Consider the following 17,303-nt stretch of genomic DNA (forward strand, 5'->3'; position numbering starts at 1 on the left):
CGCATCCGCTACGCTCGGATGCTACCCCCCTCAGGGGAGCGGTTCTTTGGCAGCATTCCGGTATCGTATGTCCGTAGCTGGTTTTTAACTTGGGGCAATATATGGAACATGAGCGATACAAAGCACCCGGTATTCGGCAACTCTGGGCGGAATTGATCCTCCGGTGCGATAAGTGCGTGGAGCATCGCTCTCAGGCCAACAAGATTCGAGGGGCAATCTACATTTATGCCGCACAAGGGCGTCCAGACATTTCGGACGCCGAGATCCTAGACGCTGTTGGTCAACCATGGGATCAACTCGATAAGGGCGTCATCGCTGAAACGGTCGAGGTGGTTGGCTGTGATGAAACGGAGTCTGAATTTGAGTGGCAGTTGGCCAACCCTCAGCGACTTGAAACACCACCGAAACCCGATAATCAGCCGCAGCCCGTTTGGTTTAATCCATTCGATTCGATCGGGCTTGATGTCAGCAAGGATGACGAAAGCGTCGAGATCTCGCCGCCCCACGTCAGCAGCCCAATGTTGCAAGTGGGAGGGACGCGCAAGCTGTATCTCGCCCGAGAAACCAAAGACACCCACGACCGCGACAAACGCCGCGACACCGAGAACCACAAGATCGATTGCGGCCGCGCCCACTTCCGAGAACTCGGAGTTGATTACGAAGTGGCAACCAATATTCAAGAAGTGCTTACACCGCGAACCAAGTGAACCTACGAAGAACCGCTAATGTCATACTGGGTTTGGATCTGGACTTTGATAACCGGTTGACAACACGAATCCACAGCTAATCAAGAAATCTAGGATCAAGTGATGAGGCCACTCGTGAAATCCCCAGCTACAAGAAGAATGACAATTCACGATGAAATCCTCGCATGGTCGCTCGACCAACCGCTTTGGCAGCGCGATGCGTTACGTCGCATTGTCGAAAAAGGCAGCTTTGATGTCTCGGATACCGATGAGTTGACCGCGGCCTGTCGTGAGGCTTACGGGCTGAGCGAAGATTCCGCACCCAACTTATCACCGCTAGCGACCGAGCATATCCCTTCCCGGCAACAGTCCGGTCGAAAGATTACGCTGTGCTCGATCTCGGAAGCGGCGAACGTCAATGCATTGGATTCAAGTCAGGTACTATCGTTTGCTGCAACCGGCCTGACAGTGGTATTTGGTTACAACGGTTCGGGAAAGAGTGGATACGGGCGAATCCTGCGCCGTGCCTGCCGTGCCCGCAGTAAAGGTGACCCAATCCTGCCTAACGTCTTGGGTAAAGCGACGACTGACCCAGCCAGCGCTGTCATCACGACCGCGATTGATGATGCCGAGCAGCTGCCAGCACAATGGATCGACGGGCAACAATCGCCCGATGGTCTTGGATCAATCAGTTTCTTCGATTCGGATTGTGCATCGGTGCATGTACGAGATAAGAACGAGGTTGCTTTCACGCCATTCGGCCTAGAGATCTTGCCGACACTGGGTGACTTGTGCAAATCAGTTCAAGCAAAGCTCGGCGCGGAAAAGAGGACACTCGAAGGTGAAACACCTCCGTTTCTACGAAGCAGCTACGCGACCGGCAACACAAAGGTCGGCAAAACGCTTACCTCGCTCAAGGGTTCAGCGAAACCGGAAGACTTGGATACGCTGGCGTCTTTGGATGATGCCGAAGTGGAGCGACTGAAGGAGATACCTGCACAATTGGCGTCCGACCCGCAGAAAGCGGCGAAAGAGCTGCGGGTTCAGGCAGGCCGAATCACCACGCTCGGACGTTCGCTTGCTGCGGCCGAGAAGGCATTGTCTGACGAAGCACTTGAAGCAATCAAAGTACTTGCCAGTGACGCCGCCGCGAAAACGAAGGCCGCTCAAGTTGCTGCGGCGATGAACTTCAATGATGATCCACTGGACGGCATTGGGGAACCAGTATGGCGTGCTCTTTGGGAAGCGGCTCGTCGATACTCTACGGACGCAATTCCAGACACGGAATTCCCTGCTACAGACGCTGAAAATGCCGTCTGTGTTTTATGTCAACAACCGCTTGCTGAATACGCAAAAGATCGATTAGAGCGATTCGAAAAGTTCGTGCGTGACGATAGTGCCCAACAAGCAACCAAGGCAACTGCGGCTTTGACAACTGCTGTTACAGCTTTAGATCGGCTTGACCTTCAAGGCGAAGGTACCAGGGAACAAATGAAAGACGTAGAAGCATTAGACGCTAACGTCTTTCAGTCAGTTCGGGATCAGCTCGCAACGCTGTTGCGACGATTGCGTGCGGTTAAGCTGGCTTACGAATCAGGCAACTGGTCTTTCGAGACTCCGGAAGCGCTCAACGACGTTGGCGACCACTTGGTAGCCCTCATTAAGACCCTGGGCCTGCGTGCCGCAGAGATTGACAAATCAGCAGATGCGACAGAGCGAAAAAGGCTGACGGACGAACTTGCAGAGCTAAAAGCTCGCGAGTGGCTGGCAACCGTACTCGGCGACGTGAAGGAGCACGTGTCTCGGCTAGCCGACATCAGCAAGTTGAAAAAAGCAATCGCCGAGACCAGAACGAATGCAATTACGACCAAAAGCAAAGAACTGGCCAAGCTCTACGTGACCGATCAGCTTCGCAATGCGTTTGCAGATGAAATCAAGAAGATGCAACAAGGGGTGCGTCGACTAAACGTGGAACTTGTCGCAGCAGAAGGAAAGTACGGACGCACCTTTTATCGCGTCCAATTAGTTGGAGCCAGCAATGCTCAGGTGGTGACAATTGTTTCTGAAGGCGAGCATCGCTGCATTGCATTGGCTGGGTTCTTATCAGAGCTTGCAACCGAGACGACCAAGTCAACTGTGGTGTTTGATGACCCAGTTACGTCGCTCGACCACCACTGGCGTGGTTGCTTCGCGCAACGTTTGGTCGAGGAAGCTGCCGATCGACAGGCCATTGTCTTTACCCACGACATTGTGTTCCTGCATGATCTTTTGTCAGGTGCCGAACAACTGAAGGTGCCAATTGAACTCCGTCGCGTGCAATCGAATCGTAACAACAGCGGTTTCGTCGATGACAAATTACCGTGGATTGCTCAAAAAACCCTGCCACGAATAGATGAACTTGAGCATCGCGTCAGGGCGACACAAAATGACTACAACAACCAAAACGACGACGTTTACGAACGGGATATATTCGCGGTTTACGGCGACATTAGAGCAACAGTTGAACGAGCTATCGAAGAGCATTTCTTTCGAGGTGTCATTGTTCGTCATAAAGATTACATCAGCTTAAGCAATCTCAAGAAGGTTACAGCCATGACAACGACCCATTGCGAGCGTCTGCAGACGCTATTCAAACGCTGTTGTGATATCACCTCTGCTCACGATCGAGCTTCGCTCCGCAGTTTCGGTGTCCCAACTCCAGGCAACGCACTCGATGATCTGGATGAATTACGAAAACTGGTTGTCGAAATCAAAGCTGAACAGAAGCTTGTGGTTTGAGAAGCGGGATCTTCGCACAATAAGAATCCGCTCAGCATCGTGCGGTGTTTCGTTTTGCTGCTTCGACTTTAGAGACGGGTCTTTTTGGTTGTAATGTATACCGCCATATGTTTGGCTTTTTCGAGTATTCGATTAGTGGTTTCTATTCCTTCAATGTTAGTATACAGTTTAAGTGCGATTTAACTTAACGCGACTCATGATTCGGCTTACTCCTGGTCCGCTTCGGCCGACCTTTGGGAAAGCGACGATTAACGAATTGCGCGGCGGTCCTGAGACGTTGCTTCGTTGGTTGGAATTGCAGCTTGGTTTGCCAGTCGTCGAAGCGCACCGGGGAAGTCACGTTACGGAGTATGCGACAGCTCTTGATGGGGTGGCCGACTCCGTTATCACTGCCAGTTTGCAGACTGATCGATGGGCGACTGCATCGGAATTATTGTCTCGCAGAGATGAACTGCAGGTTGGCGGATGGGATCAAGCTGATGTGGACGGTTTGCCTGTTGTTGTCAGCGACCTTGCTCTGGCGGCGAGCGGACGCGAATTTGTGTTCCCGAGTGTCGCCAATCGCATTCATCGCGTCCTGGATGCTCTCGATGACGGTCAAGTTCTACCTCCGCATTCGTGCGAATTAGCGGATCCCATCGATCGCTGGCCAAGGAAATGGCAGGCTCTGTTGCAACGTCTGACTATCACGCCATTTGTTGAAGCGGAATTCTCTGCCGCCGAGGGCGCAGCTTTACGACTTATGCAGACCGTTGTACGAGGCGGTACCGGGTCGAATGTGGAGCTGGATGATTCTTTGCGCTATGTCCAGTCGCTTAGTCAGACTGCCGCCGTTGAGTACGTCGCAGCAACTCTCGCACACGACCCAGACCAGCTTGAACGAACCGTTATCCTGTGCGAAGACGACAATCTTGCCATCCAGTTAGATGCGGCGCTGCGTCGATACGGTTTGCCCACTATGGGAGCGTCGGCGTGCTCCAAGGCTCATCCGATGCTGCAGGTATTGCCGCTGAGTTTGGCATTGTTGTGGAGTCCGGTCGAACCGCAACACTTGCTCGACTTCTTAACTCTGCCAATTTCGCCCATTCCGCGACGAGCTGCGAATGAACTGGCTCGTGCATTGACTAATGAGCCGGGTTTGGGAAGCAGCTCGTGGGAAGAGTCGATCGCGACACTTTGCGATTCAGAAGCAGATCCCGAAGGCTCGCTTCGAGCCAAATTGGACTCATGGTTGTTCTGCGAACGGGTTATTCAAAACAACTTGGTGCCGACTCGACTGGTTCGAGAACGATGCGCCGCAGTGGCGAAATGGGCGACCGGATTGGCTATCGCAATGTCCAACGAGCCGGAGGCTTCCATAGAATTGATTCAAGCTCTGCATCTAGCCGCTGGCCAAGCGACGCTGCTGGGTGAATTGGCACAAAGCCAAGGCACGGAACTTAGCGAACCTCAGTTGTCACGATTGCTGGAGGAGGCTTTGTCCGCCGGCGTTGAGTCGATAGGTGCCATTGAAGCAGAAGGCGGGCCGATGCGTGTTCGCTCTTTGGCAGAGATCAACGATCGCTGTTATCGAGTCATCTGGCTGGGACTGGGAACCGCCGACGCTTCACCATGCCGATGGTCTACCGATCAACTCAACATACTTCGCGATCTTGAAATCGAAGTTGATGACGGAACCAATTCTCTAACATCATTGCGAACTGCCGAAGCACGCGGTCTTGGGTTCATTGAGAATGCACTCTTTGCTGTCTTGCTGCCACAAGACAACGAGCAGCGACGGCACCCGCTATGGCTGGCGATCCGGATGGCACTTTCGAAGCATGCTCAAGACCACGTGGCTGTTTTGGAAAGTCTGATCGAAGCGGGTGACGTGTCTAGCTTGTCGCCGTTTGTCTGCAGTTTGTCATCTGAAGAGATCCAGCCACCGCCAGCGGTCCGTCCCATTTGGTCAGTCGATCCCTCATTGCTTTCAGATCGTGAGACTGTTTCGGCAACCGAGCTTGAAGATCGGTTGGCTTGTCCATTGAAATGGGTTTTCCGGTATCGCGCTAAGCTTCGGCCAAGCTCCATTGCTCAATTGCCGGGCGATTTTCAACTTAAGGGCAGTTTCTGTCACAAGATCCTAGAGCACGCATTCAATGACGGTGATGGTTTACCAGATGTCGATGTGGCCGTTGCACGGGTCGAGCGTCTGTTTGATGAGCGGCTGGAATTGGACGCCGCACCGCTGGCCCAATCAGGCAAGTACCGCGAGCGACAGTTGCTTCGCAAAGAGCTGAGCCACGCTACCCGTGTTTTGATCAACACGCTGTCAGCCGGTGGTTATCGCATCAATGGGATTGAAGTCGACGTTGAGGGTCAGGCCTTCGGCAAGCCATTCTCCGGAAAGATTGATTGTCTGGTTGAAGATTCCGCAGGACAAGAGGGGATTATCGATTTCAAATATGGTGGCAAGAAATACGAGAAAATGATCCAAGAGGGGCGAGCTGTCCAGCTTGCCACGTACGCTTACAGCCGCTCGGAAGAGACCGGGCGATTTCCAGCGATTGCCTATCTGGTGTTGAGTGACGGGTTGCTATTCACGCCATCTCGCGGCCCGATCAATGGGGATGGACATCGGTCGGTTGTCGATGGACCAGCGGTACAAGCCGTTTGGCAAGAGTTTGAAACGGCGATCACGAATGCCGAATCGTGGCTGACTTCTGACGGCAATATCCCTGCGAGACCTTTACAGGAAGCACAAGAGTGGCCTCACCGCTTGCGAATTGTTTTGGAAACGGACCTCAAGCCTACGGACACGCAATACGTGTGCAAGTATTGCGACTATCAACATCTTTGCGGGCTCAAACAACTGCTATGACAAACTTACTTGAAGTCGTCCGCGCAGGCGCGGGCTCCGGCAAAACAACCGACCTGTGCAACACGGTAGCTCAGGCTGTCGCTGATGGCTTGGATCCAGCTCGAATCTTGGCCACCACGTTTACCAAGAAAGCAGCCGCCGAGCTGAAGGGACGTGTCCAGGCGAAACTACTTGAAGGCGATTGGCACACTCATGCCGATCGACTGGAACTTGCTGCAATTGGAACGGTTCACAGCGTTGCGCATCAACTACTGCGTCGATATGCGATCGAACTTGGCTTGTCGCCACGGCTTGAGGTGTTTGAGCAAGGGGCCGACAAAGTTCTTAGCGACTTGCTGGCGGCAATTCCATTGGCTCGCTGGGAACCTTTAACCGAGCGTACCGAACGACTTGGTGTCAGTGATTTGTCGAGCCAAATTCTAGCTTTGCTCGCTGCGAAGCGAGGTAATCGAATTTGCGACAACACATTCCGTGAACACCTCGCGGCGAGTGCTTCCCGAGTTTGCGAGATCCTCTCCCCGAACGGAGTTGCTAGTACGGCTCAGCCCGTATCGCATCTCTTCGCATTGGCAGAAGCCGCAATCAACAATATCGAAACCACGACAACGGACACAACCAAGACAACTTCTGACGCGATCAAAAAACTGCGCAAGCTCAATTCGAGCAAAGGCCCATTGTGGGGAACATATCTCGATGCGGCGAAGATCAGTGCAGGAAAAAGGTCAGGAGCTGACCAACTGCTCGACGAACTTCGATTGCACGCGGCGGAGGTGCGAAACAATCCACAGTTGCATGAGGACTTGATTCAGTTCAACAGTTTACTGACGGAGGAAATCCTGCTGCTCGATGCAGAATACACTCGCTACAAAGCTGAACGAGGCCTGGTCGACTTCACCGACCTGGAGACCCTGTTGCTGGGCTTGCTTGAAGATGAATCTTTAGCAGACCGTCTTTCGCAGGACTACGACTTGGTTTTGGTGGATGAGTTCCAGGACACGAATCCGCTGCAACTCGCCATCTTCCAGCGTTTGCGGACGATTGCGCCTCGTAATCGCTGGGTCGGTGATTCACGGCAAGCGATCTATGGATTCAGAGATACAGACCCTCGACTCGTCGCGGAAGTCTGGGAGCAAGTACCCGAAGAACAGCGATCGACTTTGCCTAACAATCACCGTAGCCAAAAAGGCTTGGTGCAGTTAGTCGGGGAATTATTCGCGCCGCATTTCGACGAAGACCCTCGTCAGATTCCACAAAATGACGCGGAAGATCGTGGTGTCGAACGCTGGTTGCTGAATGTCAAGAACAACGACGACGAAGCGGTCGCACTCGCATGTGGTATCGCACAACTTCATCGCGAAGGAACACGCTTTGGCGATATTGCGATTTTGGAGAGAGGAAATGCCCAGCTCACACGACTAGGAGTCGCACTGGACGAGGTCGGAATTCCGTATCTACTGGAAAGCCCCGGTTTGTTCTCGACAAGAGAGGGCCAACTTCTCCTGGCTGGATTGCGGCTTGTCGCTAATCGCAACGACTCGCTTGCAGCAGCAACGGTAATGCATCTTTCCAGCGATCCAACTACACCGACGCCGGACTGGCTATCTGAAAGGCTTCATGCTCTTGCAAACGCCCCCGTAAATCCCGAAACCGGAGAAGCCGAGTTCCAGCTTCCCTGGAAAAACGATCCAATTTTGGCGGGCCTTGAGGCAATTGACTATCGCAATCTGTCTCCATCATTGGTCATACAGCAGGTGGTTGAAGCTCTCGCGATTCCCCGCCGTGTGCATACCTGGGGAAACGCGCCTCAACGCTGCTCTAATCTCGATTCAGCGATCCGCCATGCAAGGGAGTACGAAGAGTCTGCCGCGACTGGGAGTGGCAGTGCGACATTATCTGGACTAATTCTCCATCTGGAGGAGTTAGCCACTAGTGCCAAAGATTCACGTTTCACATCGCAAGGCCATGACGCTGTGACGCTCATGACCTATCACGGGGCCAAAGGACTGAAGTGGCCAGTGGTCGTGCTGAGCGGACTGAACTCGGCGCGTGACCCCGACATGTGGAAGCCAGTCGTTAGCAGCGAAACGATTGCTGATGATCCACTTGCGAATCGACAATTGCGAGCTTGGTTCTGGCCATTCGGAATCACAGATGGTCCATTTGGAAGTATCAAGAAAGGCAGCTTGCTCGAAATCGACGCACTTGCGACTCCCGAGGGACAAGATCAAAGTCAATGTGAAGCCCAAGAAAATCTCCGATTGCTTTACGTTGGTTGTACGCGAGCGAAACAGAAGCTCGTTTTCTCGCACCGTGCTGGAAACTACAAATGGCTTGAATCGCTTACCCGCATCGATGACTTGCTCGATCCAACTCAAGAGCCAGGGGAACACCCGATCGAGGGCATCGCTACGACACTCGTCATCCGGCACCTGTCACACGAAGAACTGGACCAGCATTGCTTTGACGAACCGGCAACGCAAGTTTGGATCAGTCAGGACCAGCCAAGCGAGTTGCCTGTCTTCAACAAGCGATATTACTCACCAAGCCAAGCTCAAACCCCAACAGGATGCGCCGAATTTACAACCGTGACGTTCCCCGGATCTCAATTCTTTCCTGCGAAAACGACCGAAGATCAATACTCGTCGATCGGTGACGCTGTCCACGGCTACATGGCAGCCTTGCCTTCGCTCATCAACGCAAGTCCAGAACAAAAGACAAAGGTCGCCGAGCGTTGCATTACGGTTTTTTCAGTTGCCGCAATCCTGCCAGCCTCCGAGCTTGTCCGCTCCGGTGACCGATTCATCGACTGGGTAAACGAAACATATCCTGGTGCAAAATGGCACTCAGAAGTGCCAGTGAGCGCGCCGCGTTCGGACGGTGGCCAATGGGTCGGAACGATCGATCTCATTCTTGAGCTTTCCGATGGTATGCTGATCCTGATTGATCACAAGAGCGCACCCATTCGTCGCGACCACTGCGCAACCAAAGCGGCCGAATACGCTGGCCAGCTCCTGGCTTACAACGAGATACTCGCTAGCTCGAATAGGACCGTCGACGCCACATTAATTCATTTCCCGCTCGCCGGAGTTGTTGCACAATTACGTGATTCCTAAACTACTTACATTGATTTATGAACTGACGGATCAAGAAACTCACCGAAGAGGAGCTCATTGAGTATCGTAACTCTTGTCGCGCCGCTACGCCGCAATCAGCTTAACGCCTAGCGGTCGCATTTTCGACGTAATGAGATGTAATACACGAGGCTTCGGGTTAATTACGGTTGCGCTGGGTTCACACTGTTTATGTAACGAACAGCGCCCTGGACATCCAGGAAATCTGTTGCAAGTGATTCGCAGAGCAGCTCTTCGGAGAGAAGCTCGTCGAGCTTCCTGAACTGCTTTGACGGCAGGCGACGCGCTAGTGCAAGAGCATCTACCGGACTGGCAATCAAGGCAGGTAAACGCTTTATCAATTCGCTGACACCTGTGGATTCAAACTCCAAGGCGACATCACGATCGATGCACGCGATTCCAGCGTTTTCGGCTAAAAGACATAGCGTTCGCTGAATGCGAGTTCCGGTCCACGTAAACCACAATGAACGGCTCGGTGAAAGTTCTACGAAATTGGTCTTGTGGATACGACTCAGCTTGGCCGTCGCCCGTGCTTCTGACAGCAATTGCGAGGAACCGTCGTCTAGATAGCCAAGTTGCTGGTTGCCGGAAACAATTTCTCTCATCTTTTGCCGGACGCGTTCGTGAATCTCTCCACCTCCGCCGATGAATTTAGGTGGTTTCTTTCCGCTAGCTCGCTTTACGATTACCTCTCGCCGGGCGTCATCTATGTTCATGACTTGCCATCTCCGGGCACCTAGTAAGAAGTGGTCGTTGACCTTTGGCAATGAGTCAGCGGGCAACATTCCGATTGGAACACTGTGATGCAACACGCTGTAGTCACTACCGCTCGCGAAAGCGCTGTAGAATGAATAGTGACGCACCATTTGTTCGCCCTTCGGCGCGAGAATCACATCTCCCTGCGGCATTTGCTCGATCAATTCCTTCGCCGCCAGACACCGCAGAATCTGTGCAAACTGCTTGGCTGAGAAACTTCGGAACGCTCCATTGGTGGATAGCGACTCGAAGATGCGAGAGGCCTGGGCACCGCCGAATTGCGCGAGAGTGCTCAGTATTTGATGCGTGAACGTGCTCAGATCGAGTTTTGGAATTGAGGGTGGCTCCACCCATTGAGGTCTTTCGAGCATCAATTCGGTCGCAGCGGCGGCTCGAAGGAGATTCAAGTGCAACTTGTCGAGCAGAGTTGACTTCGCGGTGATCTGATTCTCGGTAATGTAGAGCCGCATGCACTGTGGCTCATCTTCTCCACGTCCGCTTCGACCGATCCGCTGAACGAGCGAACCAACAGACCAAGGTGGATCGACTTGCCCGACTGCGGAGACATTCCCGATATCGATTCCAAGCTCAAGGGTCGAAGAACAGATGGTGGTTTTCGGGCGACGGCCAAGCATCTCTCTTTCAGTGAATTCTCGGCTTTCCTTACTTAGCGAACCGTGATGCACCATAAACTCTTCTGGCCGACTGTCCGCCCGACAGTGTGCGTTCAACGCGTCCGCGTATTGCTCGACGTCGGATTTGCTGTTCGCAAAGATCAGATTCTTTTTTCCAGCGAAGTGGCAGAACATGGCGTCGACAATCCCAACAGGCAGGGGCATGGACTGATCATCCCCTTCGTCGTGATGTTGTTTAGGGGGAGGGTTTACAAAGCCATGAATCTTGTACAGAACACGCTTCGACTCGGAACTGCCTTCGATCAATTTAACCTCGCGGTTGCCGTCCGGCCGAAGCCAGGCTTGGTAGGTTGGAAACGCATTGCCCAGGGTTGCTGAAAGGCCCACCATGCGAAAGTCCCGTTCAGTTTGTTGGCGCAGGCGAAAAAGTAGGCTTCGTAAGTGAGTCCCCCGTTCGATCCCAACCAGCGAGTGAATTTCGTCTATCACGACGAATTCGAGATGCCGGAATACAGTTGCAATCCGAGACGTTCGATTCAGCATCAGGGACTCAATTGACTCCGGAGTGATAAGCAGAACACCTCCGGGATGCTGAATCAGGCGTTTCTTGCGTCCGGCATCAACGTCACCATGCCAGCGATAGACAGGTATCTTTGCGAACTCGCACAGACTCTCGAGCCGACGAAACTGGTCATTGATCAGTGCTTTCAGCGGCCCGACATACACCGCCTGGACAGAAGGTTTTTGCGAGTCGAAGATGCGAGATAGAATCGGCAGAAACCCTGCTTCGGTTTTTCCCGAAGCCGTGTTCGCCGAGATCACGATGTCTGCCTCGCTACGCAAGATCGCGTTTATGGCTGTTTCCTGAATCGGTCTAAGGGAACGCCACCGCATGTCCCACAAGATTTTCTGAATAGGCGGAGCGAGCAAATTGAACGCCTGCGACGAACTCATAGCCGAAACTCGGTCAAATCCTCGTCCGTTGAAGCGGGCTGCTGCCCCCCCTTGTTTCCTTCGGCAGAACTTTCGTTTGCCTTCCCCAGTGTTTGAAGGTGATCCTTCCAGCTTCGACTTTGGTCTTGCTCCAAGATGTTGAGCAAGCTCACAAAATCCTTAATCGTTTCTCGTGGAGTCTGGAAGTACGCAGCGCCCATTCGTGACTGACAGTTCTTCAGAAATGCGACCAAACCATCCTTCGAGATGAAGTGATCTTCACCGTTCTTTCCCGCGTGAACCCGCCGAATGTTCAACAACAGTACAAGGCAGTCTTCCGGTGTCAGGTTTTCGAGTTTGATGACGGGAGAGGAATAGTCTTGCTGCTTCTCATCGGCAAACCGGTTTGGAGCTAATCTTGTTGCCAATGCCTCGTAGCTGTAGAGCCCCCGACGTTGGTCTTCCAAACATTCATCAGTGCCGGCAAACAAGAATGCGAGGCCTTCGGCGCGTCCCTGCAGGCAGTCATTGATAATCCGCAATAACGCCTCGTAATTATTATTTCTAGCCGTGGTGTTGGATAGCCGATGAGACAGGACAACGAGTTCATCAACGTTCACGAGCAGTCCAGCGTATCCCGCCAAACGAACGAACCCGGCAAACAGCTTTAGATAGTCATAAAATCCGCTATCGTCGATAATCGAACGAACGCCGAGGTCTTGGCGGGCTTCGGTCTTGGTGGTGTATTCGGCACGCAACCAACGGAGCGCGTTAGCTTGGATTTCTTCATTATGTGAAATATAGCCTTCGTAGTATTTGGAAATGACATTCACGAAGTCAAACCCGCTGACGAGATCTTGGAGCGGACGCAGAACGCGCACAAACTCCCTTTTCACATCGTCCTCGTTCCCACTGCCAGACTGCCGAATGGAGTGGTCAATTTCGCCGACCCAGCGTTCGACGACATTTTGAAGTGCATTCCCTTCGGGCTTGGACCGAGTGGATAGATTCCTCATCAGTTCTGTATAGAGGGATCTTGCTTGTCCGCCTGATCCATGAAAGCGTCGTTCTGTCGTGATGTCAGCTTGTGCGACAACGAACTTTCGCTTTTGGGCAACATTTCGAATCAGATTGAGAAAGAACGTCTTTCCGCTACCAAAGCGGCCCACGATGAATCGAACGGATGCACCATCCTCCTCCACCAGTTTCAAATCATTCACCAAGGCGTCGACTTCGTTCAGTCGACCAACTTGAATATGCTGCAGCCCAATGGCCGGAACGACACCGGCGGAAAGAGATTGTAGAACGGCAGATCGTTCGCGATTGGGAATCATCGTTTAGCTTTCTTCCTGAATCAATTGTGCATGAATCGTGAATGTTTCTCCTTCCTCGATTAGCCAATCGCCGAACTCCTCAGTTGACCATTCATTAATCGCTTCGACCGCCCCGATGAGCATCAAACCATGTTCATCGGCAAGCGACCGCATCGCTTCAGAAGACCATTCTGTGCTTTCGAGAATCGAATGAAGCAACGGATGATAACGGGTGTCGAGGCTTCCGAACCTCGCATCTGCTGCCACCTCGGAACGCGGTTCAGCAGTGTCTTTGGCCGAACTCCTTGTTGACGACAACGCGGAAACGGACTCGTCCGCTATCTCGTCGTCATCCTCGTCGGCCATCGCATCGCGAAGAAGAGAGGCGACTTGGTGCGTCTCGGCCATGATTTTTGAAACCGCATCGAGATCAAGTTGCAAGTCGTCGGACTGGCTATCCCCGTTGACTCCGGTCGTCTCGTGGCGATGGATAAGTTGGTCGAGCTCAGCTTCGTCAAGGTCCAGCGACCGATAAGCCTTTCGCAACGCTTTTTGCTCGGCTTTGCAGATGACTTCATCGCTTGCGGCCACACCAACAAGAAACTCGCCGACCAAGCGTCGATGCTTGATCGATAATCTTTTCGCCAAAGCCTTACCAATCGTGTTGTCACCGGATCGTGAATGCAGCAGAAGGTACTGCAAGCGATCAAGACGCTTTGATTCCGCCTCCGATAGATTGAACTGTCCTTGCAGGTGTTCGTTGATGAAATTGAGTTCTTCCGCGTCAATACTGCCATCGGCCTCGGCAATACTCGCGCCAAGTCGCAGCAATACCGATGCGGCGGCGTATCCTGTAGGATCGTCTAGCACATTGCCGTCGTGAAAAAACAGCGTTACCTTCTCGTCCCATCGGTAGTTCTTCCCGGTGATACGCGCGTCGGGTTCGACACCGAAACCGATCACATCTGCGGTCGCTAATATCTGTCCGCATTGAGTCTTAGTGAGTCGGTCTCGACGGGCGATCTGCTTTATCGCGGCGAGCTCCGAGACGGGGACAATTGGCCAATCGTCTTCATCAACGTTGCGTTCCCACGCGTTGAGCCAAGCTTCTTCCTCCGGATGCTCACCCTGACGCAACTCCGGTGGAAGTGATTCATAGACGTTGGCCGTGATCTCACCAGACGACTTCTTTTTCTCGCGGCTAAAACTCCGCAGTGATTCGATGCTATCTTCCCAGATCGCAATGAGTGGCTTGAATTGTGCAGTCTTTCCGAAGACATCTGGTCGCGGCGGGATAGATGGGTTTTCATCGGAATGCAGGTTACGAAGCAGGCTGCCACTTGCTGGATAGTAGTCAACTCGCTTGGCCCGCTTACTGACATCTAGCGAGAGACCTTTTCCAAACCGCTCGCGGTACTTCACCTTGAACAGCTTGTTGAACTCTTCCTCGTGACGGTTAACGATCACGCTGGAAGACGACCTTGCGTCACGCTGAGCGATCGTTCGAGCGAGCCGAGATGGTAACAAGATCGACTTGGAATGAAGTATTCCCAAGCAAATGCCCAGCGTTTCGTCGGTCCACGTTTTGGTCACCCTGATCGCATTGCTTAGCAACTTGGTGGGTAGTTCGCCAGCATGCGATGCCAGATGGATCGTGGTCCACAAGAGCGATGTCCCATAGCGTCGAAAAGAGTTTGACTTTCCGTATACGAGCAGCAATCGCATGACTTCGTTGGCGATTGGGACATAGTCGGCACGATCAATCAATACACGGCGTTCCAGTCCGTAGAAGTAAATGAAAACGAAACCAAGTTCGACGTCCGAGTCTCTGCGTCCACCCTGAAGCCAACTTAGGTACTCACCACGCTGAATTGCCGAGCAGTCGTAGTAGTTGGGCCAGTATGGCAACGATTGCTGAGCGTTGATCGACGTTGACGCGATAGGCAATGACAAGTCAATCAATGATGCATCGAACCGACCGTGCAGTGGTCCGTTAGCGATGTAGACCAACGGATCCTGGACATCCAATTCGATCGAATCTCCCTTGCCGACCGAAACCTGAAACTTTATTGAGTCTCCCGGTCCACAGAAAACAACGCTACTGGTTTGCAAGTTCGACTTGGGAGTCGCCTCGATATACCGTTCGCCGCTGCCTTCATTTTCGGGCAACGGAATTGCAAACCCGCCATCGTTCAGCTGACTCGGTGTTGGCACGGAGCGCACCTCGACCAGATCCGCTTCATGAGTTGACGCTGCTCCTCTGAGAAATCGACGAAACATCCGTTTTCCTAATTCTGAACCTGCTTCAGGAAATCTTGCGAAGCGATCACAGGCTTGCCAAACTCACGGGCCTTCTTGGCCTTTCCTGACGAAGATGATGGATCCACCGCAACTACTACATCGCACTTGGACTTCGTCACATTCGAGACAACCGTAAAGCCGCGGTTGGTTGCCAGCTTTTCAAGTTCTGCTTTTGGCAACTTATTACCATTGGAGTCGGCGAAACTGCCGGTGAAACAGATAGATGATCCTACCGGAATACTGCTGCAACCGCAGTCAGGTTCAGTGACAGCAGGGACGCGATCTATTGGGATTCCTAACGCGTTGGCGACAAATGCGAGTGCGGCATTTTCTTCCTGGGTAATAATTCCGTCCTTTTTTGCTCCAACAACCATTGCATCGAAATATTGTTCGTGAGCGCGGACAATCTCGGCCTCGCTCAACGACAGTTCTTCTGCCAAGAAATTCAAATGTTGTCGTTCGTCGGCGGTAAGAACAAAATCATCAAGTACCCAGTCAAGCAAGTCCATGTATTGAAGCAAACGAGTATCGCCTTCGGTGTAGACAACTCGACTGATGAGCCTGTCAAGAACGAGTGTCCCTTCATCGGCACACCGGCGATGCGTCCGCACTGAAATTTCTCCCGGAACATTTCCAAGTTTCAATGGCTGCCCGTTGCATTTCGGTTTCAAAGCTCTCAGCAATCCAGCGCTGGCACGAGCATCGGCGAGGGCGCGGTGATGGCTTGGTGGATCGACACCGAGCATTTGACACGCGGCCGGTAACTTTTGTTTGGTCAACTTCAAAGTGCAGATGCCAACGCCGGGATCGAATATTGCCCTCAGTCGACCGAACTCCTGACCGAGCATTCGCTCGTCAAAAATTAGGTTGTGAGCAACAATCACGCGGTCACCAATGCGTTTGGCAATGGCGGAAGCCACTTCGCCGAATGACGGTGCCATCGATATCATCTTCGGCGTGATGCCATGCACGTGCGTTGGTCCAAGATCTCGTTCAGGATCTATCAGCGTCTCATACTCATCCACAATGCGGAGGCGATGGTCGAGAAGAACAATACCAATCTCGATAACGCGATCACCACTCCCGAATCCGGTCGTCTCGACGTCAACGACCGCAAAACCGTTTCCGTTGTTCGACATGCCTTTTGCCCTCGAGTCTTTCTCCATTAGGTCACGGCTATAATCCTAACCAATTCAGCTGCTAGGTTGTGACTCGATGGAGTCCGATTTACATTGGTCAGTAGAATCGAGAGCCCTATGCGTGACATCGCCGGTTTAGATGGCGCGGTGGAATGTGTCAACGACTTTGAGACAGCTTTGTGACCCACGATAAAGTCGGAGTTCAGTGTGGTCAGGGGCCGCTTCTGAAACCCTGAGATTTTTTCTCGGATCGCGATAGGGATGGCTGTTGACAGCCGCCCACCGCACAAATTCGTATCCGAGCGTCTTCCTCATACGGCACCTTCCTTGAGTCGAGCGCAATATCGAACACTTACTGGGGAATGAGTCTGGTCAGGATGCTCAACAGGATACGCCGCACTTGTTACTCAATCAAGAACGCAACTCTCGGTAATATATCTCCGACCGGTAATCTTCCTGTATCGGTGGCCAACTCTTGAGCCTCGCTGCCAGTGATTTAACCAAGAACCTGATTGAACTTTGAGTGCGGCGTGTCTCGCGGACTTCAACGGAAACGGTTGGATGGGAGCGCCTACTCATAAAACTCCTCCGCAATTCAGGGTGACAGTGATACCGGCGTTACAAAAAATGAGCCCAACCCGGGATGTCTCGGGTTGGGCCAAAGTCGCGTCCACGTTGCCGCGTGAACGCTGCCGCCAGGGTTTCGAGTAGTCTCAGGACTCAGGCCTTCCGGGAGTGACGGTGATGTTGCTAAAGTTTTTCCGTGGTTTT

The 17,303-nt window shown here is 52.7% G+C and carries 8 protein-coding genes; 4 read left to right on the forward strand and 4 right to left on the reverse strand.

Annotated features, from left to right (window positions below; all coding sequences use genetic code 11):
• The first annotated feature begins 101 nt into the window (after positions 1-101).
• The 4 genes from FYC48_RS09260 to FYC48_RS09275 all read left to right on the forward strand — a co-directional run bounded on the left by FYC48_RS09260 (position 102) and on the right by FYC48_RS09275 (position 9,437).
• The gene (locus FYC48_RS09260; RefSeq protein ID WP_160149416.1) at positions 102-707 is read left to right on the forward strand and encodes a restriction endonuclease; all 606 of its coding nucleotides are present in this window, start codon (positions 102-104) and stop codon (positions 705-707) included.
• A 918-nt stretch (positions 708-1,625) separates the two neighbouring features.
• A complete protein-coding gene (locus FYC48_RS09265) occupies positions 1,626-3,464 on the forward strand; it encodes an AAA family ATPase (protein WP_160149417.1) in 1,839 nt (612 codons plus the stop codon).
• A gap of 196 nt (positions 3,465-3,660) precedes the next feature.
• Positions 3,661-6,324 carry a PD-(D/E)XK nuclease family protein gene (locus FYC48_RS09270; RefSeq protein WP_149496415.1) on the forward strand — a complete coding sequence of 888 codons (2,664 nt, stop codon included), beginning with the start codon at positions 3,661-3,663 and terminating at the stop codon, positions 6,322-6,324.
• The gene (locus tag FYC48_RS09275) at positions 6,321-9,437 is read left to right on the forward strand and encodes a UvrD-helicase domain-containing protein (protein WP_149496416.1); all 3,117 of its coding nucleotides are present in this window, start codon (positions 6,321-6,323) and stop codon (positions 9,435-9,437) included. Before FYC48_RS09270 ends, FYC48_RS09275 begins: the two co-directional genes overlap by 4 nt.
• A gap of 161 nt (positions 9,438-9,598) precedes the next feature.
• Here the strand turns inward: FYC48_RS09275 and FYC48_RS09280 are convergent, their stop codons facing one another.
• The 4 genes from FYC48_RS09280 to FYC48_RS09295 all read right to left on the reverse strand — a co-directional run bounded on the left by FYC48_RS09280 (position 9,599) and on the right by FYC48_RS09295 (position 16,559).
• On the reverse strand, positions 9,599-11,800 hold the full coding sequence (locus FYC48_RS09280; RefSeq protein ID WP_149496417.1) for a DEAD/DEAH box helicase: 2,202 nt from the start codon (positions 11,798-11,800) through the stop codon (positions 9,599-9,601).
• On the reverse strand, positions 11,797-13,113 hold the full coding sequence (locus FYC48_RS09285) for an ATP-binding protein (RefSeq protein WP_149496418.1): 1,317 nt from the start codon (positions 13,111-13,113) through the stop codon (positions 11,797-11,799). Before FYC48_RS09285 ends, FYC48_RS09280 begins: the two co-directional genes overlap by 4 nt.
• Positions 13,114-13,116: 3 nt before the next feature.
• Positions 13,117-15,306: a tellurite resistance TerB family protein gene (locus tag FYC48_RS09290; RefSeq protein ID WP_160149418.1), complete on the reverse strand. Its 2,190-nt coding sequence runs from the start codon at positions 15,304-15,306 to the stop codon at positions 13,117-13,119.
• 74 nt (positions 15,307-15,380) lie between these two features.
• Entirely contained in the window at positions 15,381-16,559 is a 1,179-nt protein-coding gene (locus FYC48_RS09295) for an exonuclease domain-containing protein (protein ID WP_149496420.1), read from the reverse strand.
• Between the last annotated feature and the right edge of the window lie 744 nt (positions 16,560-17,303).

Source organism: Roseiconus lacunae (assembly GCF_008312935.1).
In the GTDB taxonomy this organism is placed as follows: Bacteria; Planctomycetota; Planctomycetia; order Pirellulales; family Pirellulaceae; genus Stieleria; species Stieleria lacunae.